Here is a 19,626-nt window from a genome sequence, read left to right on the forward strand (position 1 = left end):
ATTACACCCGTGTAGCCTGCCATTGTTTATCAAGGCGCTTGATGGACACCGTCATCTGCGTACCCAACTGCTGAGCGAAAAACGATACCCGGTATTCTTCCAGCATCCAGCGGTACAATTCAAGCTCCGGGTCTTTAACACCCTGGCGTTGCTGCTCAACCAGTTTGCTGGCATAACGCGCCCACAACAGTTCGATGGTATGCAGAAACTCCCGCTCGCGGCCCATCTCCCGGGGCATCTTCTCGAACCGTGCCAAAGCCGCTTCAAAATAACGCCCGAACTGGGCCAGAGATTGCGCCGGTGTTTTTACCAAAAACCCCGGATAAACAAGATTTTGCATCTGAAACTTAATGTCAGCCATGGAATTCGCCAAGGCCAGATTAATCTTTCCCTTCAGCCGTTTTGCCACCTGTTGGTAGCCGTGCATAGCCTGGTGAAGGTGCTCCACCGCGGTTTCGAGCGCTGGAATGAAATCACCCCGGTGCTGATTGAAACACGCATCGAACGCCTCCGGGCTGCGTGGCAATGAACCACCCAAGAAGTGCTGCATGGCGGTCGATAGCAACAAATCGTCCAGCAAAATCCGCGCCTGCCCTACCGGCGCGAACATCAGCGCCGCCTGTTTGAATTTCGGCAGCTTGCGCTCCAAATCATCCAGAGTGTTGCCGAAACGATTCAGAATCAGCCGCGCGATGGCCTTGCGGGTAATGGTTTCTGCCGTTAACGAGTCCAGACAGCGGGTTTGCCGCACGTCTTTTCCCAGGTCTTCCAGGGCCAGGTAAACCGTCACTTGCATACCGCCTTTTTCGGTTTGCACATGCTGCGCCAAGGTGCCGAACTGCCAGCTGGCATGAGTCGCCGTGGGGGTCTCGTCTTTGCTGTCGGTGGCAGTAATCGACGCCAGAGCCTGTTCGGCTTTGGCCTCAAGCTGGTTCTGCAAATCAACGGTTTCACGGCTTTCCGCGATAACGGTGCCTTTGTCCCCGGTCACCCGCAGATTCATTCGCAGGTGCCGCGGAAGATCGTTTTGCTGCCAGGACTGCGGGTCTATCTGCACCCCGGTCATGCGTCGCAGCTGCGCGCCCAGTTGCAACGCCAGCGGCTCATTAGAAGGCTGCAGGTTGGCCAAAGCTGCGTCGATAAAATCCGGCACCGGCACAAAATTACGCCTCAGGGATTTCGGCAGCCCTTTCACCAGTGCAATACACTTTTCCCGCAACAAACCGGGTACCAGCCATTCCAGGCGACGCGCCGGAATCTGTTTCAATGCCATCAATGGCACCCGAAGAGTCACGCCGTCACGCTCGCTGGTGGGCTCAAACTCGTAATCCAGCGGGTACCTCACCCCCTCCCACTCCAAAAAATCCGGATAGAGGGCATCCGCCTGGGCATCCAGCGGGCGCTGAAGCACGTCTTGTTCGGTCAGCTCCAGAGCTTTCAGCTCGGCCGCTTCCAGATTTTTCCACCAGTGCTCGAAATGGCGACCGCTGACGATGTCGGCCGGCAAACGCTGATCGTAAAAGGCCACCAGGGTTTCGTCATCTACCAGCAAATCCCGGCGACGGGTTTTCTTTTCCAGGTCTTCGACCGATTCCAGCATTAACCGGTTAAGTTCGATAAACGGCGCCCCTGAGCGGTATTCGCCATCTACTAACGCATGGCGAATAAACAAGTCGCGGCAGGCGGCCGGGTCAATGTCGCTGTAAACAATGGCGCGGCGCGGAACAATATCCAGGCCATACAGGGTGATTTTTTCAAAACCCATCACTTGGGCACGCTTTTGCTCCCAGTGCGGCTCAAAATAGTGATGCTTGACCACGTGGGCCGCCAAGGGCTCTATCCATTGGGGCTGAATAGACGCCACCATGCGCCCGAACACCCGGCTGGTTTCCACAATTTCAGTGGCTACAATCCACTTGGGTGCGGTTTTCGCTACTTTCGAGCCCGGGAATATCAGCAACTTGCGATTGCGCGTGGCCATGTATTCGCGATTTTCAAACTTTGTTGCCACTTGCCCCAACAAACCCGCCAACACCGCGGTGTGCACCGACTGATAGCTGGCAGCCTGAGGGTTCAGCTTAAGCTTCTGTTCGCGGCAAATCAGCGTCAGTTGGCGGTGCACATCACGCCATTCGCGCATGCGCATCCAGCTCAAAAAGCTTTTTTGACAGACTTTTTTCAGCTGATTTAGCGACAGTTCCTGGCGCTGCTCTTCGTAAAAATTCCAGATATTCAGCAGGGTAACAAAGTCGGATTCTTTGTCGTTGAACGGCGTATGAGCCTGGTCGGCCTGCTGCTGTTTGTCTTGCGGCCTGTCGCGGGGGTCTTGCACGCTCAGCCCGGCAATAATGATCAGCAGTTCACTCAGGCTTCCCTGCTCCGCAGAGGTCACCAGCATGCGCGCCAGACGCGGGTCTAGAGGCAGGCGCGACATGGTGCGACCAGCCGCAGTTACCCGGCGCTTGTCGGTGACCGCTCCCAGCTCTTCAAGCAGTTTGTAGCCATCGTTTATCTGGCGATTATCCGGCGATTCCAAAAACGGAAAGTGACGAATATCACCCAGGCCCGAGGTGGCCATCTGCAAAATCACCGAGGCAAGATTGGTGCGTAGAATTTCGGGGTCGGTGTATTCCGGACGATTGATAAAATCGTTTTCGTCATACAGGCGAAAACAGATGCCCGGCGCTACCCGCCCACAGCGACCGGCGCGCTGGTTGGCGCTGGCTTGGGAAATCGGTTCTATAGGCAAGCGCTGAATTTTGGAGCGCACGCTGTAGCGGCTGATGCGCGCCACACCGGTGTCAATCACGTAGCGAATGCCCGGCACCGTCAGCGACGTTTCTGCCACGTTGGTAGACAACACCAGACGCCGGCCGCGGTGGTTTTGGAACACCCGGTTCTGTTCCTGATTGCTGAGCCGCGAATACAGCGGCAACACTTCGGTGTGCCGCAACTCCGCGTGGCGCAGCACGTTGCTCAAGGAACGAATTTCCCGCTCGCCGGGCATGAACACCAATACATCGCCCGGAGGCTCGCTGGCGCTGCGTTCGTGCTGCTCAATTTCTTCCAGTGCCTGCAAGATGCCGTCGAACCAGCCCTGATCGCGGTCATCGTCATCGCCTACTAATGGGCGATAGCGCACTTCTACCGGAAAGGTACGACCGCTGACTTCAATCACCGGGGCGTTATTAAAGAATTCACTAAAACGCCCCAGCTCGATGGTGGCGGAGGTGATAATGATTTTGAGGTCAGGCCGCTTTGGCAGCAGCTGTTTCAGATACCCCAGCAGAAAGTCGATGTTCAGACTCCGCTCGTGGGCTTCGTCGATAATCAGCGTGTCATAACGGTCTAAAAACGGGTCGTGCTGGACTTCCGCCAGCAGTATGCCGTCAGTCATCACTTTCAAACGGGAATCTTCAGAGGTGGTATCGGTAAAACGAATCTGGTAACCCACTTGCCGGCCAGTCTGTTCACCCAGCTCTTCGGCAATGCGCGCCGCTACGCTGCGCGCAGCGATACGACGAGGCTGGGTGTGGCCAATCAAACCTCGAATACCGAGGCCCGCATTCATACAAATTTTTGGGATCTGGGTAGTTTTACCAGAGCCGGTTTCACCGGCAATGATCACCACCTGGTTGTCTGCAATAGCGGCGGCTATGTCGTCTACCCGCTCCGAAACCGGCAGGCCCTTAGGGAAACTGGCCGGTTTGTGCAAGCGCTGGCGAGACTGCACTTTTTCTTGCCCGGCTTGCAGCCAGCGGCCAATTTTTTCCAACTCTTTGGTGCCAGGACGGCCTTTGGCTCGGGCGAGAGCTCGGGTTATGCGGGCGGCTTCAAGCTGAGCACAAACACCAAGCTGTTCTGTAATGCCATGAACAGCGGCACGAACAGCCGCGCGCGAGTCAGCGAGTGTTGCCGCGCTGGGTTCAGGGGGCGTTGCCGCTCCCGCCGCGTCAGAAAGCGTGTCTATGTTAGGTTTAGTGATTACTTGCTTCATCCCTTAGTTCGCGGCGCAGTACTTTGCCAACGTTGGTTTTTGGCAACTCGGTACGGAATTCAAAATGCCGCGGCACTTTGTAAGCGGTCAGGCGTTCACGACAGAACTCTTTCAGCTCACCGGCAGTCACACCGTCTTTGGAGGCAATCAGATACACCTTTACGGCTTCACCGCTTTTTTCGTCAGGGATGCCCACCGCAGCACATTCCAGCACGTTAGGGTGGCCGCTGATCACGTCTTCGACTTCATTGGGAAAGACATTAAAGCCAGAAACAATAATCATGTCCTTTTTACGGTCCACAATGCGAATGTAGCCATCTTCTTGGATAACAGCCACGTCACCGGTCCGCAAATAGCCATCGTCGGTCATGGATTTACGTGTGTCATCCGGGCGCTGCCAGTAACCGCGCATGACCTGCGGACCCTTAACACAAAGCTCGCCGCGCTCACCAAAGGGCGTTTCATTGTTATCGTCATCCACGGTTTTCAGCAAGGTACCCGGCAGCGGCAAACCAATGGTGCCCAGTTGAATAGCGCTGCGCGGGTTAAAGCTCACCACCGGAGAGGTTTCAGTCATGCCATAACCTTCACAAATTTCGCAGCCGGTCACCTGCTTCCAGGTTTTAGCCGCCTTGGACGTAAGCGCCATGCCGCCGGAAGCTGTCAGCTTCAGATTGCTAAAATCCAGCTTACAGAATTCTTCGTTATTACACAGCGAAACAAACAGCGTGTTTAAACCCAGAAACGCGGTGAATTCATGATCTTGCAGCTCTTTCACAAAGGCGTCTATATCCCTCGGGTTGGGAATCAGCACGTTGTGGGCACCGGCTTCCAACATGGTGCCGCAGTTCAGAGTGAACGAGTAAATGTGATACAGCGGCAGCGGTGCAATCACCACTTCTTTGCCTTCAACAATGTTGTCTTCCAGCATCGGCCGAATCTGCAGCAGGTTTGCCACCAGATTGCCGTGGGTCAGCATGGCGCCTTTGGCCACGCCAGTCGTGCCACCGGTATACTGCAGCACGGCGATATCGTCCTGTTTGCATTCAACCGGAGTGAACTTCTCGCGGGCACCGGCTGCCAGCACCGCGGGTAATTGGTGGGCATGAGGCAGATTGTACGCAGGCACCATCTTCTTGACGTGCTTGACCACCATGTTCATCAGCGTGCGCTTGAAGGTCGAATGCATATCCGCCACTTCGGTCACAATCACGTGCTCAATGCTGGTATCGGGCAGCACTTTTTCTACGTTGGCAGCCATATTAGCCAGCACCACCAGCGCTTTTGCACCCGAATCATTAAACTGGTGTTCCATTTCACGGGGGGTATACAGCGGGTTGGTGTTCACCACTATCAGCCCAGCGCGCATGGCACCAAAGATAACCACCAAATACTGGCACACGTTCGGCATTTGAATGGCAATGCGGTCACCCGGCTTCAGGTTGGTTTTGTTCTGCAGCCAGGCTGCAAAATTACGGCTTTGAACATCCAGATCTTTATAACTGAGGGTAACACCAACGGCAGATACTGCTGGGCGATCCGCGTACTTAGTCACTGCCTGGTTGAACACGTCAACCATGCTGGAGTATTTTGCTGAATCGACACCCAGGGCTATACCCTGTGGGTACTTATCCTGATAGAACTGTTCGAAACTCATCATTACTCGAACTCCTGTCTGGGCTTTTCTAGTTATAATATTTGGCCTGTCAAGTCGTGCGACCGAGTTTCTTTTCTGAAATCAAGTCGACAAAAGTCTAAGTCGCAGAATTGACGCAAGAATAGCAGTTTTGAGCGCAAGCAAATAGCAGTTTCTACCCACCACCTTGTTCATTTTCCTGCAAATTACGGCTATTTACTCAGCTGTTTCATGGCGCCTTCCAAGCCTTCCACCGTCAAGGGATACATCTGGTTATCCACAAGCTGACGGGCCATGGCCATAGAGCCGCCCTGCGCCCAGAAGGCCTCTGGCAGGGGATTCAGCCAAACCACTTTGCGGAAATGATCGGTAATACGTTGAAACCAGGTGGAGCCGGATTCTTGATTCCAGTGCTCGATGGAGCCGCCCGGATGGCTTATTTCATACGGCGCCATAGTGGCGTCCCCGACAAAAATAACCTTGTAATCCGAGCTGTATTTATTCAGCAGGTCCCAGGTCGGCGTTACCTCGTTGGTGCGCCGAACGTTCTGGGTCCACACGCCCTCGTAAATGAAGTTGTGAAAATAAAAATACTCCATATGCTTGAATTCCAGCCGCGCCGCTGAAAACAGCTCTTCACATTCGCGAATGTGCGGGTCCATAGAGCCGCCCACATCAAAAAAGATCAGCACTTTTACCGCGTTGTGGCGCTCAGGCACCATCTTCAAATCAAGGTATCCGGCGTTACGGGCGGTGGAACGAATGGTGTCGTCCATGTCCAGGGTATCTGCCGCGCCCTGACGGGCAAATTTGCGCAACCGGCGCAACGCCACTTTGATGTTGCGAATACCCAGGGTAACGCTGTCATCCAGGTCTTTAAACTCGCGTTTTTCCCACACTTTTACCGCGCGACCGTGGCGGCCTGTTTTCTGGCCGATACGAAAGCCTTCCGGATTGTAACCATTCGCACCAAAGGGCGAGGTGCCGCCGGTGCCAATCCATTTGTTACCGCCGGCGTGGCGCTCTTTTTGCTCTTCCATGCGTTTTTTGAATGTTTCAATCAATTCTTCCAGGCCACCCAAGGAATCAATTTTGGCCTTTTCTTCATCGCTCAGATGTTTTTCAAACTCGGCCCGCAGCCAATCATCGGGAATCAACGATTGCAACAACTCATCCAGGTGCTCAATGCCCTCAAAATACACTTTAAAAGCACGGTCGAATTTATCGTAGTGGCGCTCGTCTTTAACCAGGCACAGGCGCGCCAGATAATAGAATTCTTCCATGTCAGCGAAGGCCAGGCGGTGCTGCAGAGCTTCCAGCAAATCGAGAAACTCTCGCAGGCTCGCCGGCACCTTCGCCCGTCGCACTTCCAGAAAAAAATTAATCAGCATAAAACCCTACCTTTAAACCACCGCACGAACGCATCGGGCCAAAACAGTCTTAATAGCTACTGACAAGCACACCCCACAAGAGTTCTGCACTCTTGCGAAACTCGCCACCATCAGCCGCGGCGGCGCGCCATAAACGCCAGCTTCTGCAGCAGATGAACATCCTGCTCGTTTTTCACCAGCGCACCGTACAGCGGTGGCAAAGCACTGCTGCTGTCTTTCTGGTGCAGCATCTTGGCAGACAGCTCATCGGCCATTAGCAGCTTCAGCCAGTCAATCAGCTCAGAAGTAGACGGCTTTTTCTTCAGGCCGGGCACCTTGCGCACGTCAAAAAACACTTCCAGAGCATCACGTACTACCTGCTGCTGAAGACCCGGAAAGTGAACATCGACAATGTTTTGCATGGTGCCTTGGTCCGGAAAGCTGATGTAGTGGAAAAAGCAGCGACGCAGGAAGGCGTCGGGCAGTTCTTTTTCGTTGTTGCTGGTGATCACAATGATCGGCCGATACTTCGCCCTTACGAACTGCTGGGTCTCGTAAACGTAGAACTCCATGCGGTCGAGTTCCTGCAACAGATCGTTGGGGAACTCAATGTCGGCCTTGTCGATTTCATCAATCAACAGCACTACCTGCTCTTCGGATTCGAAAGCTTCCCACAACTTGCCGGGAATAATGTAATTGCTGATGTCTTTTACTTTCTCATCGCCCAGCTGGGAATCCCGCAGACGCGACACCGCGTCGTATTCGTACAGGCCCTGCTGAGCTTTGGTGGTGGACTTGATGTGCCAGGGAATCAAACGCTTGCCCAAAGCCGCCGCTATTTCTTCCGCCAACAGGGTTTTGCCGGTGCCGGGCTCACCTTTAATCAGCAACGGGCGCTGCAGTGTAATAGCCGCATTCACAGCCATTTGCAGGTCTTCGGTGGCGACGTATTTATCGGTGCCGGTAAATTTCATGTGCTGGGTCCTGTAGGTTACTTCTTGCGATCATTGTCGGGCGTATTTTTTGGCTCAGGCGCGCCGCCTTCGCTAGCGCCTTTGTCAGTTTCTGTGTCTGGCAGGTCATCAAATTCAGACAGGTCAAAGTCGTCCAAGCCAAACTCGTCATCGGCCGATTCTTCTAGGTCAACGTCATCCAGCGCCGCATCCAGCTCGTCATCAGGGACCGACAGATCGAAATCGTCATCAAAAGCCAAAGGTTCAGGTTCAGGTTCACTCTCTTCCGGCTCTATCAGCGGTATGTCATCTTCGGGCAGCGGTTCAGGTTCGCTGGGCTCGGGCAAGTCCTCGGCAGTCGTATCCGGCTCTGGCTCAACGCTAGGCACTGGGATTTCGTCAACCACGAGCTCTGCAGCGAGTTCGGGTTCTAGCTCTGGCACCTTTTCAAGCTCAGGCTCCGGCTCAGGCTGAAGTTCCGGCACTGATTCTAACTCTGGCTCTGGCTCAACCAGTTCGTCCGGGCTTAATTCCGGTACAGTTTCAGGCTCGTCAATATCGGTAATCACCGGCACGGCAGCCACTTCCGGGGCTGCTGCGGGCGCAGCAGGTTCTGCTTCCACGTCCGCTTCAGCATCGCTTTCGTCGGTGTTTTTGCGCTTGCGCAGCAACAGCCAGATCAACAAGGCCAGCACCAACAGAGCACCCGCGCCGGCCGCAATCATCCACGGCGCTATTGCCAAATCTGCGTTTTCGGGTTCTGCCGGCTCGGACTGGTCCAATTCAGCAACGTCTATTGGCTGTATCAGTTGTACAGCTTCTTCTGGGGTAAGCTCGGGCTCTGCGACAGGTTCGCTGGCAACTGCAGACGCGGGCGCCTCATCAACCGCAGGCGCAGCAGTAGGCTGCGGCTCGGGCTTGGCAGGAGCGGCGGTTTTGAAAGGATTAGCGGCGTCTATTTCAAGCGCAAACAGTGGCGCGTCTGCGGCGGAAGCTTCGGCACCGGCGGCAGGTTCAAAACGGGTGGTTCCGGAGAACTTGCGCGCAAAGGTGCTGCTGCGCGCTTCAACTACCACCTGGTACTGGCCAGCGGTCGGCATTTCAGCAATGTTATAGCGATACACGCCATCTGCTGGCGGGCTCTGCTCTGACAACACCTTGGTACCGCTACGGCCATCTTCATTTGACAGTGTCAGGTCAACGGTCAGCACACTCAGAAAATCGGCATTTGTAATCGGTTCTTCACCGTCAAAAAGCCCGATTCGAATCGCCAGTGGCTTCTCTATTGAAAAGATGCCGGGAATGGGACTCACAATCATCCGCAAGTCACTCACCACGCTTACCCGGCTACCCTCGCCTAGCTGGCCGTCCAGGCTCCAGCGCCCGGCTACGGGGTCGGTTACGGTAATCAGGTCATACCCCGGTTCGCGGGCCCAGCGAATATTGTCCGGGTGCTGCTGCAAGGTGGTCGCGGCTGCACCGGGCGCTTTCAAAGCCAGGGCGCGGTTGTCAGATGTTTCATTGTCGCCCCAGAAAATCAGCGCGGTGTATTCAGTTACGCTGGCGTCTACCATAAAGCCGTCGTCATCTATGGGCGTCTGTTCTTGTGGCACGGCGGCGTTAAAAGCATCCAGAAAAGCACGGCTCAAATCGTTGGCGTTTTCCGCCACGTGAAAGCTACCGTTTGAGTCGGAGGCCAGTTTACGCAGAAACTCGGTGTCTGCCTCGGCCGACAGCGCTACCGCGTGAAAACGCGCGCCCTGCTGTTTCAACGGCGGAACCAAAGTGTCAAGAATGCGGTTAGCCTCGACTTTATTAGCACTGGGGTTTCGGCTGATATCCACCTTGCCGTCGGTAAGCACGATAAAGTGAGTGTTACTCAGTACGCCACCGGTAAAGTAACCATCACTGGCGGTTTCGATGGCCGCACCCAAATTGGTACGCATGGCCACAGAATTGATCGCGTCGCTTTGCGCAATCGCCATTTCACGCCAGGCATCACTAACTTCGCGATGGGGCACTAGCATGTTGACATACTGGCCGAAGGTCCACACACCGGCCGTGGCGCCATCGGGCAGCAATCGGGCCAGCAAACGCACCGCCGGGCGGCGCAGGTTTTGCGGATCGTTTTGCTTCATGGAGCCGGAAACATCAACAATAATTCGCACGTCCACCGCGCCCGGCAACTGCGGACTATCCGCTTGCTCTGCTTGAGCCTGAGCCACGCCCGAAAACGCCGCCAGCGTAATAACAAGCGCGAGCCACAGTGTTTTGTGCGTTACCAGAGTTGATTTCATGAAGCGTCCCACCACGTTTTCCCTGTGTAAAACAGCCGTAAAATGAACAGCCGCCGATTTATTGTTAAATTTTCAGCGTTTCATCCGATAACGCACCAAGTCCAGAATCCACACCAGCAGCAAAACCATGCCGGCCAGCGCAAGATTTAACAAGGCAGCGCTGGCCGCAACGCTGTCACCCAGAATCAGTTCATAACCGCCGTACAACCATGCCGGAATCCACCAACCGGCTATATCTATAGACTCCACCGGTGCCGCCAGAATAGCCGCCAACGCAGCTAGCAACAGTGTACGCAACCCGTAAAACGGCAAAAACCGCAACAACCGCTGCATCATCCATAAAAACAACACCAGCCCTACACCGTAGGCGGCCCAAAACAGCCAGTACACGTTCTGTAATTCCGCATCCATTATGTCATTACCCAGTGAATAATATGTTCTTCCCAGTCTTGCTCTGCCACGGCCGCCTCTGACACCACCTTACCGCGCACTGACACGCCCGCATCGTGCACGGATTGCGGATCACCACTGCGCAGCGGGTGCCAATCGGCCAATGGGCGACCGTCTGCCAGAGTTCGATAGGCGCAGGTATAGGGCAGCCAGTGATAATCCGGCAAGGTTTGCGGCGTAATCAATGTGCATCCGGGTACTTTTTTCAACCGTTCAGAGTAAACCGTGCAACCGCAGGTATCAGTATCCATGTACTGGCACACTAAATCCGTATGGTATACCTCACCGGTGTCTTCATCTTCCAGCTTATTCAGGCAACACTTCCCGCAACCGTCGCAGAGAGACTCCCACTCGGTCGGTGTCATTTCGTGCAGGCGTTTACGCTGCCAGAATGGCACCTGGGCAATCATCGGTTGCGCTGCCCCAGCTTCATCTTGAACTCAACAATTGCCATGTCCTGTTCTTCCGGCATCTGAAGGAAAAAGCCTTTGTCGGCAATCCCCGCCAAAACCTTTTCGGCGCTGGTGCGAGCCAATTTTCGCTCGGGCGTCAAGACCACATCCATAGCGTGCACCGGCTTGCCAAACAAGGTGCGCAGGGCTTCCGGCAAGTCATCCCAAAGGTGACCTCGGCGCACATACAGATAAGTGTCGGGTTTTTTGCTGCTGCGAAAAACAGAAACAAAGTCGTGGGTTTTGGTCACGAAAGCAGTTCCTCGATTGCGCCCCGAACCGGAGCCAGTATCTGGCCGCGCCAGCCTTCAAAAAACGGGTTACCCGCCAGCTGTTGTTGCTGCACAACGGCTTCCAGGCGTTTGCGCGGCGCCAGCAATTCTATCGGAATATCAGCCGATTCCGCAGCACGCACAAAGTGTTTTTTCAACTGCTTGTAAAAGCCCTGTTGGTCTCGGGTCAAAGGTGCTGGAATCGGCTCTATGGCAACATCATCGGCGGCATCTGCTTTTGCAATCAGCGCCAGCAGAGTATCACCGTGGCGTCGAACCTGGCCGGATGCCAGGCCCTGAATGTTCGACAAAGCGTCCAGAGTTTTGGGCTGCATCTCGGCCATTGCCAGCAACAAAGGGTCTGCCATTACCCAATTGCGGGGCTTGTCTTGGCGATGACATTCGCGCTCACGCCAACTAACCAACGCCTGAAGCACCTGTTGCTGCGGGGCGCTTAGAGGCCAACCGCCGCGCAGCTTTAAATAATGTCGGGTGGAATCGTCTTGGCTTGCCAGGTCGGCAGCAAAGCGCGCGGATTCTTCCACCAAAGCCTGCTGAAGCCCGCGCCCGGCCAAAACTTCTTGCAGCCAGTCATAAACCGGCTTTAAAAAGCGCACATCATCAATGGCGTAACGCTGCTGCAAATCGCTCAAAGGCCGTGAAATCCAGTTAGAGCGGGTCAGCGTTTTGTCCAGGCTTTCACCGAACAGGCTTTCAACCAATTTGGCGTAACCCATTGAAAACCCGAGCCCGGCAAATGCCACGCCCAGCTGCAGATCAATGACACCCTGCATGGGAATACCCAGCCAATGGCGGAACAATTCCAGATCTTCACTCACCGCGTACAGCAGTTTCAAACGTTGGTCGTCTTCCAGAGCCGCGCGAAAACCGGCAGAGGCTTCTGCCACTTCCGGGTCCACCAGGCGAAATTGATCGGCCAGCCCAAGCTGCACCAGGCCCGGAATGGGGTAATAGGTGCTTACCCGCTCGAATTCGGTATCGAGAGTCAAAGGCCCTGTGGGCTGCGCCGCCAGCCAGTCATCCAGCTGCTCAGGGGTTTCCAGCCATAGTACCGGTTCGGATGGCACAGGCGCTGTTAGCCGGGGAAGTTCATTCGCATTCATAAAGTTGCCTGATCGGGAAATGGCTTAGCCAGCTAAGGGTTTGCGGCCGCGGAAAGCGTGGGTCAGGGTAAAACCGTCGACATAACCCAACTCGCCACCCACAGGAATGCCGTGGGCCAACCGGGTAATCAGTACGTTGTTATCGGCTAGGCGGTCGGCAATGTAGTACGCCGTAGCTTCGCCTTCCACCGTGGGATTGGTGGCCAGTATTAACTCGGTTACGCCTTCATCGCGCACCCGGTGAACCAGCCGATCAATACCAATCTGCTCCGGCCCAATGCCATCAATGGGGGACAAGTGCCCCATCAGCACAAAATAGCCGGCGCGGTAATCGCCGGCCTGCTCGATGGCCAGCAAGTCTGACGGGCTTTCCACCACGCACAGCACACCGGTGTTGCGCTCCGGGTTTTCGCAAATGCCGCACACGTCGGTGTCGGCAAAATTCTGACAGCGATCACAGCGGCGCACGCCATCCATAGCCCGGCCCAAAGCATCACCCAGGCGGCTACCGCCACTGCGGGCGCGTTCCAGCAAATGAAAAGCCATACGCTGGGCGGTTTTTTGGCCCACGCCAGGTAGCACCCGCAAGCTTTCAACCAACTCATCCACCAGAGGACTGAACGCCATAATAATCCCAAAAGTTCAATAATTCAGAAAGGCATCTTAAAGCCGGGAGGAAGACCCATACCCGACATCATGCCAGACATTTTGTCTTTCTGATTGGCTTCCACACGGCGCACGGCGTCATTCACCGCCGCCGCCAGCAAGTCTTCAAGAATGTCTTTTTCTTCGCTCATCAAAGACGGATCAATCTCCACTTTACAAACGTCGTGGCGGCCGTTCATTACCACCCTCACAAGCCCCGCACCGGATTCGCCAGTCACTTCTGTTTTGGCGATTTCTTCTTGGGCTTTTTGCATGTTTTCTTGCATTTTTTGGGCTTTTTTCATCAGTTCGCCCATGTTATCCGTCATAACGTTATCTCCTGTTTGAGCCAGCCGGGCTCTTTATATCGGCCTGACTCGTGTCGTTGGCCGGGCGCTTTTTGGGGACTTCAATCGGTCGAATACTGTCTTCCACAACACGGGCAGCAAATCGATCCACAATCGATTGTACCAGCGGGTCAGTGCGAATGGCCTGCTCCGCCGCCTGCTGCCGAATCTTACGCTGGCGCTCTTCATAGGCAGCCGGCGTATCGTCTGGCTGCCCTCTTTCTATACGTAATTCAGTGGCGGCGCCAAAGCGATTTCTCAAGGCGGCCAGAATTTTTTCTTCGTGGCGGGCGTTCAGCAGCCGCGCGTGGCCCTCATCAATGGTCAGCAGCACGTCATTGCCTTGGTGCAGCATAGAGCCGTGGCTGGCCAGATTCCCGGGCATGCCCGCAATATTCAGGCTGCGAAAATCCCGCTGCCAAACAAATTCACCCGCCGGTAATGTCTCCTCCGCTACCTCTGGCTGCATTGGCAATTCACTGGCCAATGGCAGTGGCTGGTCATCAGGCTGCGGTTTTAGCTGAACAGCAGACTGCGGCTCTAACTGATTCTGCTGAGCTGGCTGATGCTCGGGCTCTGCCGGCAGCGGCTGTTGCTCTGGGGCAGAAGCCTCAAACGCTTCATCAGCGCCGTAAAGGGCACCGTCGTCAGGGTAATCTACGTCTGTGCCAGGCTGAGGCTCCCAAGGTGGAATCGACTCAACCGGCATTCGTGCTGCTGCTGGCGGCGGCGCCGAAGCTGCCGGGGCTTCAGGCTCCGGCTTTGCGAGTACTGGCGTTGCAGGTTGATTCGAACTGGCAGTAACAGGGTCTGGTTCATCGCGGTTTCCGGCCGGTGCCGACTCCGCAGCAATCGCCGCGGGCGGTTCCCGGCGAGCAGTTCCGGGCCGGAATGCCAACATACGCAGCAGCGTCATTTCGAATCCCATGCGCGCGTCCGGCGTTATCGCCAGATCTTTGCGCCCCATCAACGCCACTTGGTAAAACAGTTGCGCGTCTTCGGCACTCAGCTTTTTGGCCAACGTCTGAATCTGGCGGGCGTCGCCCAAGGCGTTGTCTGCACTGCCAGGCACTACCTGCTCCATCGTCACCCGATGGAACAGCGACAACAGGTCCGCCAGAATTACCCCGTAATCCGGCGCAAAATCAGCAATACGGCTAATTTCCGTCAACAACGCAGGGCCATCACGGGCAACCAAAGTGCCCACCAAGCTTTCGATATCACGTTGATTAATTGTACCCAGCATGGAACTGACATCGCTCGCCGCCAGTTGCTGGTTACCAAACGCAATTGCCTGATCTGTCAGGCTCAGGGCATCGCGCATACTGCCGTCCGCTGCACGCGCCAGAAGCCACAGGGCCGGTTCTTCAAAAGGAATTTTTTCAGCGGTCAGTACGTGATTCAAATGGCCGGCGATGTGTTCCGGTGTCATCCGCTTCAAATTAAACTGCAAACAGCGCGATAACACCGTCACCGGCAGTTTTTGGGGATCGGTGGTGGCCAACAGGAATTTAACGTGCTCTGGCGGCTCTTCCAGAGTTTTCAAAAAGGCGTTGAACGACTGATTGGTGAGCATGTGCACTTCATCAATCAGGTACACCTTGAAACGCCCGCGGCTGGGCGAATACTGCACGTTGTCGGTCAGCTCACGCATGTCGTCAACGCCGGTACGCGAAGCCGCGTCTATTTCGATCAGATCAACAAAGCGGCCTTCCTGAATTTCGCGACAGCTGCCGCACACACCGCAAGGTTTCGCGGTAATGCCGGTTTCACAGTTTAAACAGCGGGCCAACAGGCGGCCGATGGTGGTTTTCCCCACACCACGGGTGCCGGTAAATAAATAGGCATGGTGCAAGCGCTGACTTTCCAGCGCGTGGATTAATGCCTGAAGCACGTGTTCCTGCCCCACCATGTCTTCGAAGGTGCGAGGGCGCCATTTACGGGCAAGTACCTGGTAGCTCATAGTTCGCCAATTGCCGTGAAAAATAGCCTTAAGTCTAGCATGGATGCTAAAACCGAAAAACAGAGGGTATAGGTAATGAAGAATGAATAAAGCGTAATCGAGAAAGTAGCAAAAAAATAGCACTTATAAAACAGAGAGAAAGGCAATAGCGGAAAAAACGTGGGGGGGGGGGGGGGGGGGGGCTAAAATAGGTGGTGGCCCCACTAGCGACACTCCGGCACACATATCGACCGCTGCGGCTGCTCCCTTCCGGGTCTGACCGGGTTCACGGTTTCATGTTGCGAAGGCACCAATGGAGCCACCATAACGGCGTTTCAGAACGTTTACCTGAAAGCGGCACGCATAGTAACAAACGCCACGGGGTACTACAAGGCCGAGCGGGCTCGCCCAACCGAGCGTTTTAATTTACTCTTCATCTAGCCTGCGTTAATAGTCACCAGCAGCCGCCAGAACAAAACCCGGAAGAGTCCATGTTTAACGATTTCAACGCCCTCAGCCACGCCGTTGCGTTTATCACTTACGGCCTACTGGCAATTCTGATTGCCGCCCGCTACATGCGCCGCAATTCCGATCGAGCTCTGTTCTTTGCCGCGCTGGTATCCACCTTGTGGGCAGCAGCTCTGGTGACACAGTCCATCTGGGGATTCCCGGATTTTGCCGTGCGTTACTTGCTGGAACTGCTGCGCGACGGCGCCTGGATCGCACTTATTTTCACCCTGCTAGGCAGCGCATTGCCAAACGACGGCACCGCACGAAAAATTAAACAAATGTTGGCAGGCGCCGTTATTGGCGTGTTGGTGATACTGCTACTGGCGAGCGCCGCTGAACACTTTGACGTAAACCACATATTTTTCGGCAAAACAAAAATAGTAGGCCAGTTGGCGCTGTCGCTGATTGGCCTGCTACTGATCGAACAAATCTGGCGCAATTCCCTTGGCTTTCGTCGCTACAGCATCAAATACATGTGCACCGGCGTAGCCACCATCTTCATCTTCGATTTTGTGATGTACGCCGATGCCCTGCTGTTTGGCCAGATCAACCCGAACTTCTGGGACGCCCGCGGGCTCGCAAATGCACTGCTGGTGCCGCTGTTTGCGGTAAACGTGGTTAACACCCGCAGACAGCCCATAGACTTCCGGGTATCACGGCGTGCCGCCTTTCACGCGGGCACTCTGCTGTTCGCCGGCGCCTATCTGGTATTTCTGTCGGTTGCCGGCTACTACATCAAAACCGTGGGCGGCAGCTGGGGCGACGCCCTACGCATTCTATTCTTCACCCTGGCACTGGTGTTTCTGGCTACCCTACTGCTTTCGCGCCGGCTGCGAGCCCGCATGATGGTTGCCATCAGCCAGAATTTTTTTGACTACAAATACGACTACCGCAATGAGTGGCTAAAAATGACCAAAGAGCTGGCCAACCTGACCGACTCGCCGCCCCTGCCGGAACGGGTTATCCGCATTCTGGCAGACCTGGTAGAAGGCAACGCAGGCGCCATCTGGCTGCAAGACGACCAGAACCGCTATCAGTTAAAAGCCACCATCAACATGAACTTCGATCGTCACACCCTGATTGACCCCAATGACGACCTGGTGCGCTATTTCCGCGATAAAGAATGGATCATAGACCTGAACGTCTACAAAGCAGATCCGGTTGCCTATGACTTATTAGAAGTGCCAGACATTATCATCCAATGCCCTAGTGGCTGGCTGATCATCCCCCTTTACTCAGGCAACGAGCTGTATGGTATGGCACTGATCGGCGCGCCCCTTACCCAGGTAGAACTGAATTGGGAGAACTTCGATCTAATCCGCGTGGTTGCCCGCCAAACCGGTAACCTGCTGGCCCAAGCCGATGCCCAGAACGCACTCACGCGGGCCATGCAGTTTGAAGCCGTCAGCAAAGCGTCTGCCTTCATGCTGCACGATTTGAAAACCGTGATCGCGCAACTGTCCCTGCTGGTCAAAAACGCGCCAAGGCACCGCGACAACCCAGCATTTATTGATGACATGATTCAAACCGCCGACCACGTGGTGAACAAAATGTCGAACCTAGTCACCCACATCCAAAAGCCTCAGGACAGCCAGGGGCAAGCCGCAGAAATGATCAACCTGACAGACCTTCTCACTAGCGCCATATCCGACGCCAGCAGGCGCAACCCGCAACCGCATTTTGATTACCGAAACGGCGACGTGTGGATAAGGGCAGGCGCCGAACAACTGGGCACCGTAATAGGCCATTTGCTGCGCAACGCCCAGGACGCCACGCCGCGAGATGGCGACATAACCGTCACTTTAAAAGTCGCCCGCGGCACCGCCGTGGTATTTATTCAGGATTCCGGCAGCGGCATGACCGAAGAATTCATCCGCAACCGCCTGTTCAAGCCCTTCGAAAGCACCAAGGGGCTGACAGGCATGGGCATAGGGGTTTACCAAACCCGGGAATACTTACTGGAGCTTGGTGGAAGCATTGATGTCACCAGCGAGGCAGGCGTGGGTTCGTGCTTTTCAATGCGCCTGCCGCTGGCCGACGCCGCAACGTCAACTTAAACACCAGCCGCAACAAAAAAAAGCCAGACGGGCGAATGAAAATGTGACTCTTAACAATGCATGTGTATGCAAAAGCAAGAATTGGCACACACAATCGTTGCAAAATGCGGCCTTTGAGTTAAGACTTCAAAACGTAGACACACGCGCTCACAAGGAATAAACACACCCGTGACAAGACAATTACTGATTGTAGAGGACGACCCGGGTCTGCAAAGCCAGATGCGCTGGTGCTTCACTGACAACCTGCAAGTGTCTGTTGCCGCCGACCGCGAAACCGCCCTGGCCCTGCTGCGACGACTGGAACCTGAAGTGGTAACCCTGGACCTGGGCCTGCCTCCAGACCCAGGCGGAAGCACCGAAGGCTTCGCCCTGCTGGAAGACATACTGCGCCTGGCACCTATGACCAAAGTCATTGTAGTGACTGGCCGTGAAGAAAAAGAAAACGCCGTAAAAGCCATCGGCATGGGCGCCGCCGACTTCTACCAAAAACCGGTAGACGCCGACATCCTCAGCTTTGTGGTTAACCGGGCGTTCCGCCTGGCCGAGCTGGAAAAAGAAAACCTCGAGCTGGCAAGCCGCGACAACACCAGCGTGAAAGGCATTATCGCAGCCAGCCCGCAAATGCTGGCGGTGTGCCGCACCCTGGAAAAAGTAGCGCCAACCGACATCACCACCCTGATCAACGGCGAAACCGGCACCGGCAAAGAAGTACTGGCCCGCGCCCTGCATGACCTTAGCCCGCGGGCGCACATGCCCTTCGCCGCCATTAACTGCGCGGCCATTCCAGATAACCTGCTGGAGAGCGAGTTGTTCGGCTATGAAAAAGGCGCATTCACCGGCGCCACTCAAAGCAAAAAAGGCAAAATTGAAAGCGCCAACGGCGGCACCCTGTTTCTAGATGAAATTGGCGACATGCCCATGGCGCTACAAGCCAAACTGCTGCGTTTCCTGCAGGAACGAGTGGTAGACCGAGTCGGGTCACTAAAACCCACGCCCGTAGACGTACGCGTGGTGTGTGCTACCCACCGCAATGTCAACGAACTGATTCAGGAAGGCACCTTCCGCGAAGACCTTTACTACCGCATCAGCGAAATCACCCTGGATCTGCCCGCGGTGCGTGACCGCGACGGCGACGCCTTGGTCATCGCCCAATCACTGTTGAAAAGTCTGAGCAAACAACTAGACCGGCCCGGCCTGAGCTTCTGTGACGACGCCATAAGCGCCATTGAGACCTACCCCTGGCCCGGCAACGTGCGCGAAATGATCAACAAAATAAAACGCTCGGTGATTATGGCCGACGGCAAACGCATCACTATAGATGATCTTCAGCTGCCCCTAAGCACAGACAACACAGACGCCAACGAAAGCCAACTGAACCTGCGCAAAGTACGAGAAAACGCCGAACGCGCTGCCATCGTTCAAGCCCTGCGCACCAGCAACTTCAACATGGCGCAAGCATCCCGACTTCTAGGGGTTACCCGCCCCACCCTGTACAACCTGACTGACAAATACCGGATTAACACCTCAGTCGAGGCTGCGGAAAGCTAACCCAAGTATCGAGGACGGGGACGGAG

General features: G+C 55.2%; 14 protein-coding genes and 1 other RNA gene. 2 read left to right on the plus strand and 13 right to left on the minus strand.

The window, feature by feature from the left end; all coding sequences use genetic code 11:
- Position 1: 1 nt before the first annotated feature.
- The 13 genes from hrpA to ffs form a co-directional block, all read right to left on the minus strand.
- The gene (gene hrpA, locus ABA45_RS10200) at positions 2-3,997 is read right to left on the minus strand and encodes an ATP-dependent RNA helicase HrpA (protein ID WP_084708320.1); all 3,996 of its coding nucleotides are present in this window, start codon (positions 3,995-3,997) and stop codon (positions 2-4) included.
- Entirely contained in the window at positions 3,978-5,654 is a 1,677-nt protein-coding gene (locus tag ABA45_RS10205; protein ID WP_048388949.1) for an AMP-binding protein, read from the minus strand. Before ABA45_RS10205 ends, hrpA begins: the two co-directional genes overlap by 20 nt.
- A 191-nt stretch (positions 5,655-5,845) precedes the next feature.
- Positions 5,846-7,024 carry a vWA domain-containing protein gene (locus tag ABA45_RS10210; protein WP_048385858.1) on the minus strand — a complete coding sequence of 393 codons (1,179 nt, stop codon included), beginning with the start codon at positions 7,022-7,024 and terminating at the stop codon, positions 5,846-5,848.
- A gap of 110 nt (positions 7,025-7,134) precedes the next feature.
- Entirely contained in the window at positions 7,135-7,977 is an 843-nt protein-coding gene (locus tag ABA45_RS10215) for an AAA family ATPase (protein WP_048385860.1), read from the minus strand.
- A gap of 17 nt (positions 7,978-7,994) precedes the next feature.
- Positions 7,995-10,253 (minus strand): VWA domain-containing protein, encoded by a 2,259-nt coding sequence (locus tag ABA45_RS10220; protein WP_048385862.1) that lies wholly within the window; start codon positions 10,251-10,253, stop codon positions 7,995-7,997.
- Between the two features lie 72 nt (positions 10,254-10,325).
- The gene (locus tag ABA45_RS10225) at positions 10,326-10,664 is read right to left on the minus strand and encodes a hypothetical protein (RefSeq protein WP_048385864.1); all 339 of its coding nucleotides are present in this window, start codon (positions 10,662-10,664) and stop codon (positions 10,326-10,328) included.
- A complete protein-coding gene (locus ABA45_RS10230; protein ID WP_048385867.1) occupies positions 10,664-11,113 on the minus strand; it encodes a YcgN family cysteine cluster protein in 450 nt (149 codons plus the stop codon). Before ABA45_RS10230 ends, ABA45_RS10225 begins: the two co-directional genes overlap by 1 nt.
- Positions 11,110-11,406: a YcgL domain-containing protein gene (locus ABA45_RS10235; RefSeq protein ID WP_048385869.1), complete on the minus strand. Its 297-nt coding sequence runs from the start codon at positions 11,404-11,406 to the stop codon at positions 11,110-11,112. Before ABA45_RS10235 ends, ABA45_RS10230 begins: the two co-directional genes overlap by 4 nt.
- Positions 11,403-12,551: a ribonuclease D gene (locus tag ABA45_RS10240; RefSeq protein WP_048385871.1), complete on the minus strand. Its 1,149-nt coding sequence runs from the start codon at positions 12,549-12,551 to the stop codon at positions 11,403-11,405. Before ABA45_RS10240 ends, ABA45_RS10235 begins: the two co-directional genes overlap by 4 nt.
- 24 nt (positions 12,552-12,575) lie before the next feature.
- Positions 12,576-13,178 carry a recombination mediator RecR gene (recR, locus tag ABA45_RS10245; RefSeq protein WP_048385873.1) on the minus strand — a complete coding sequence of 201 codons (603 nt, stop codon included), beginning with the start codon at positions 13,176-13,178 and terminating at the stop codon, positions 12,576-12,578.
- Between the two features lie 23 nt (positions 13,179-13,201).
- The gene (locus ABA45_RS10250; protein ID WP_048385874.1) at positions 13,202-13,525 is read right to left on the minus strand and encodes a YbaB/EbfC family nucleoid-associated protein; all 324 of its coding nucleotides are present in this window, start codon (positions 13,523-13,525) and stop codon (positions 13,202-13,204) included.
- 4 nt (positions 13,526-13,529) lie between these two features.
- The gene (gene dnaX, locus ABA45_RS10255; protein WP_048385876.1) at positions 13,530-15,506 is read right to left on the minus strand and encodes a DNA polymerase III subunit gamma/tau; all 1,977 of its coding nucleotides are present in this window, start codon (positions 15,504-15,506) and stop codon (positions 13,530-13,532) included.
- A 198-nt stretch (positions 15,507-15,704) separates the two neighbouring features.
- An RNA gene (gene ffs, locus ABA45_RS18570) (signal recognition particle sRNA small type) lies at positions 15,705-15,801 on the minus strand.
- Positions 15,802-15,976: 175 nt separating this feature from the next.
- Between ffs and prsK the strand changes: the two genes are divergently transcribed.
- Together prsK and prsR are read left to right on the plus strand one after the other, a co-directional pair.
- A complete protein-coding gene (gene prsK / locus ABA45_RS10260; RefSeq protein ID WP_048385879.1) occupies positions 15,977-18,052 on the plus strand; it encodes an XrtA/PEP-CTERM system histidine kinase PrsK in 2,076 nt (691 codons plus the stop codon).
- A gap of 168 nt (positions 18,053-18,220) precedes the next feature.
- Entirely contained in the window at positions 18,221-19,600 is a 1,380-nt protein-coding gene (gene prsR / locus ABA45_RS10265; protein WP_084708321.1) for a PEP-CTERM-box response regulator transcription factor, read from the plus strand.
- Positions 19,601-19,626 lie beyond the last annotated feature (26 nt).

Origin of the sequence: Marinobacter psychrophilus, assembly GCF_001043175.1 — a bacterium.
In the GTDB taxonomy this organism is placed as follows: Bacteria; Pseudomonadota; Gammaproteobacteria; order Pseudomonadales; family Oleiphilaceae; genus Marinobacter; species Marinobacter psychrophilus.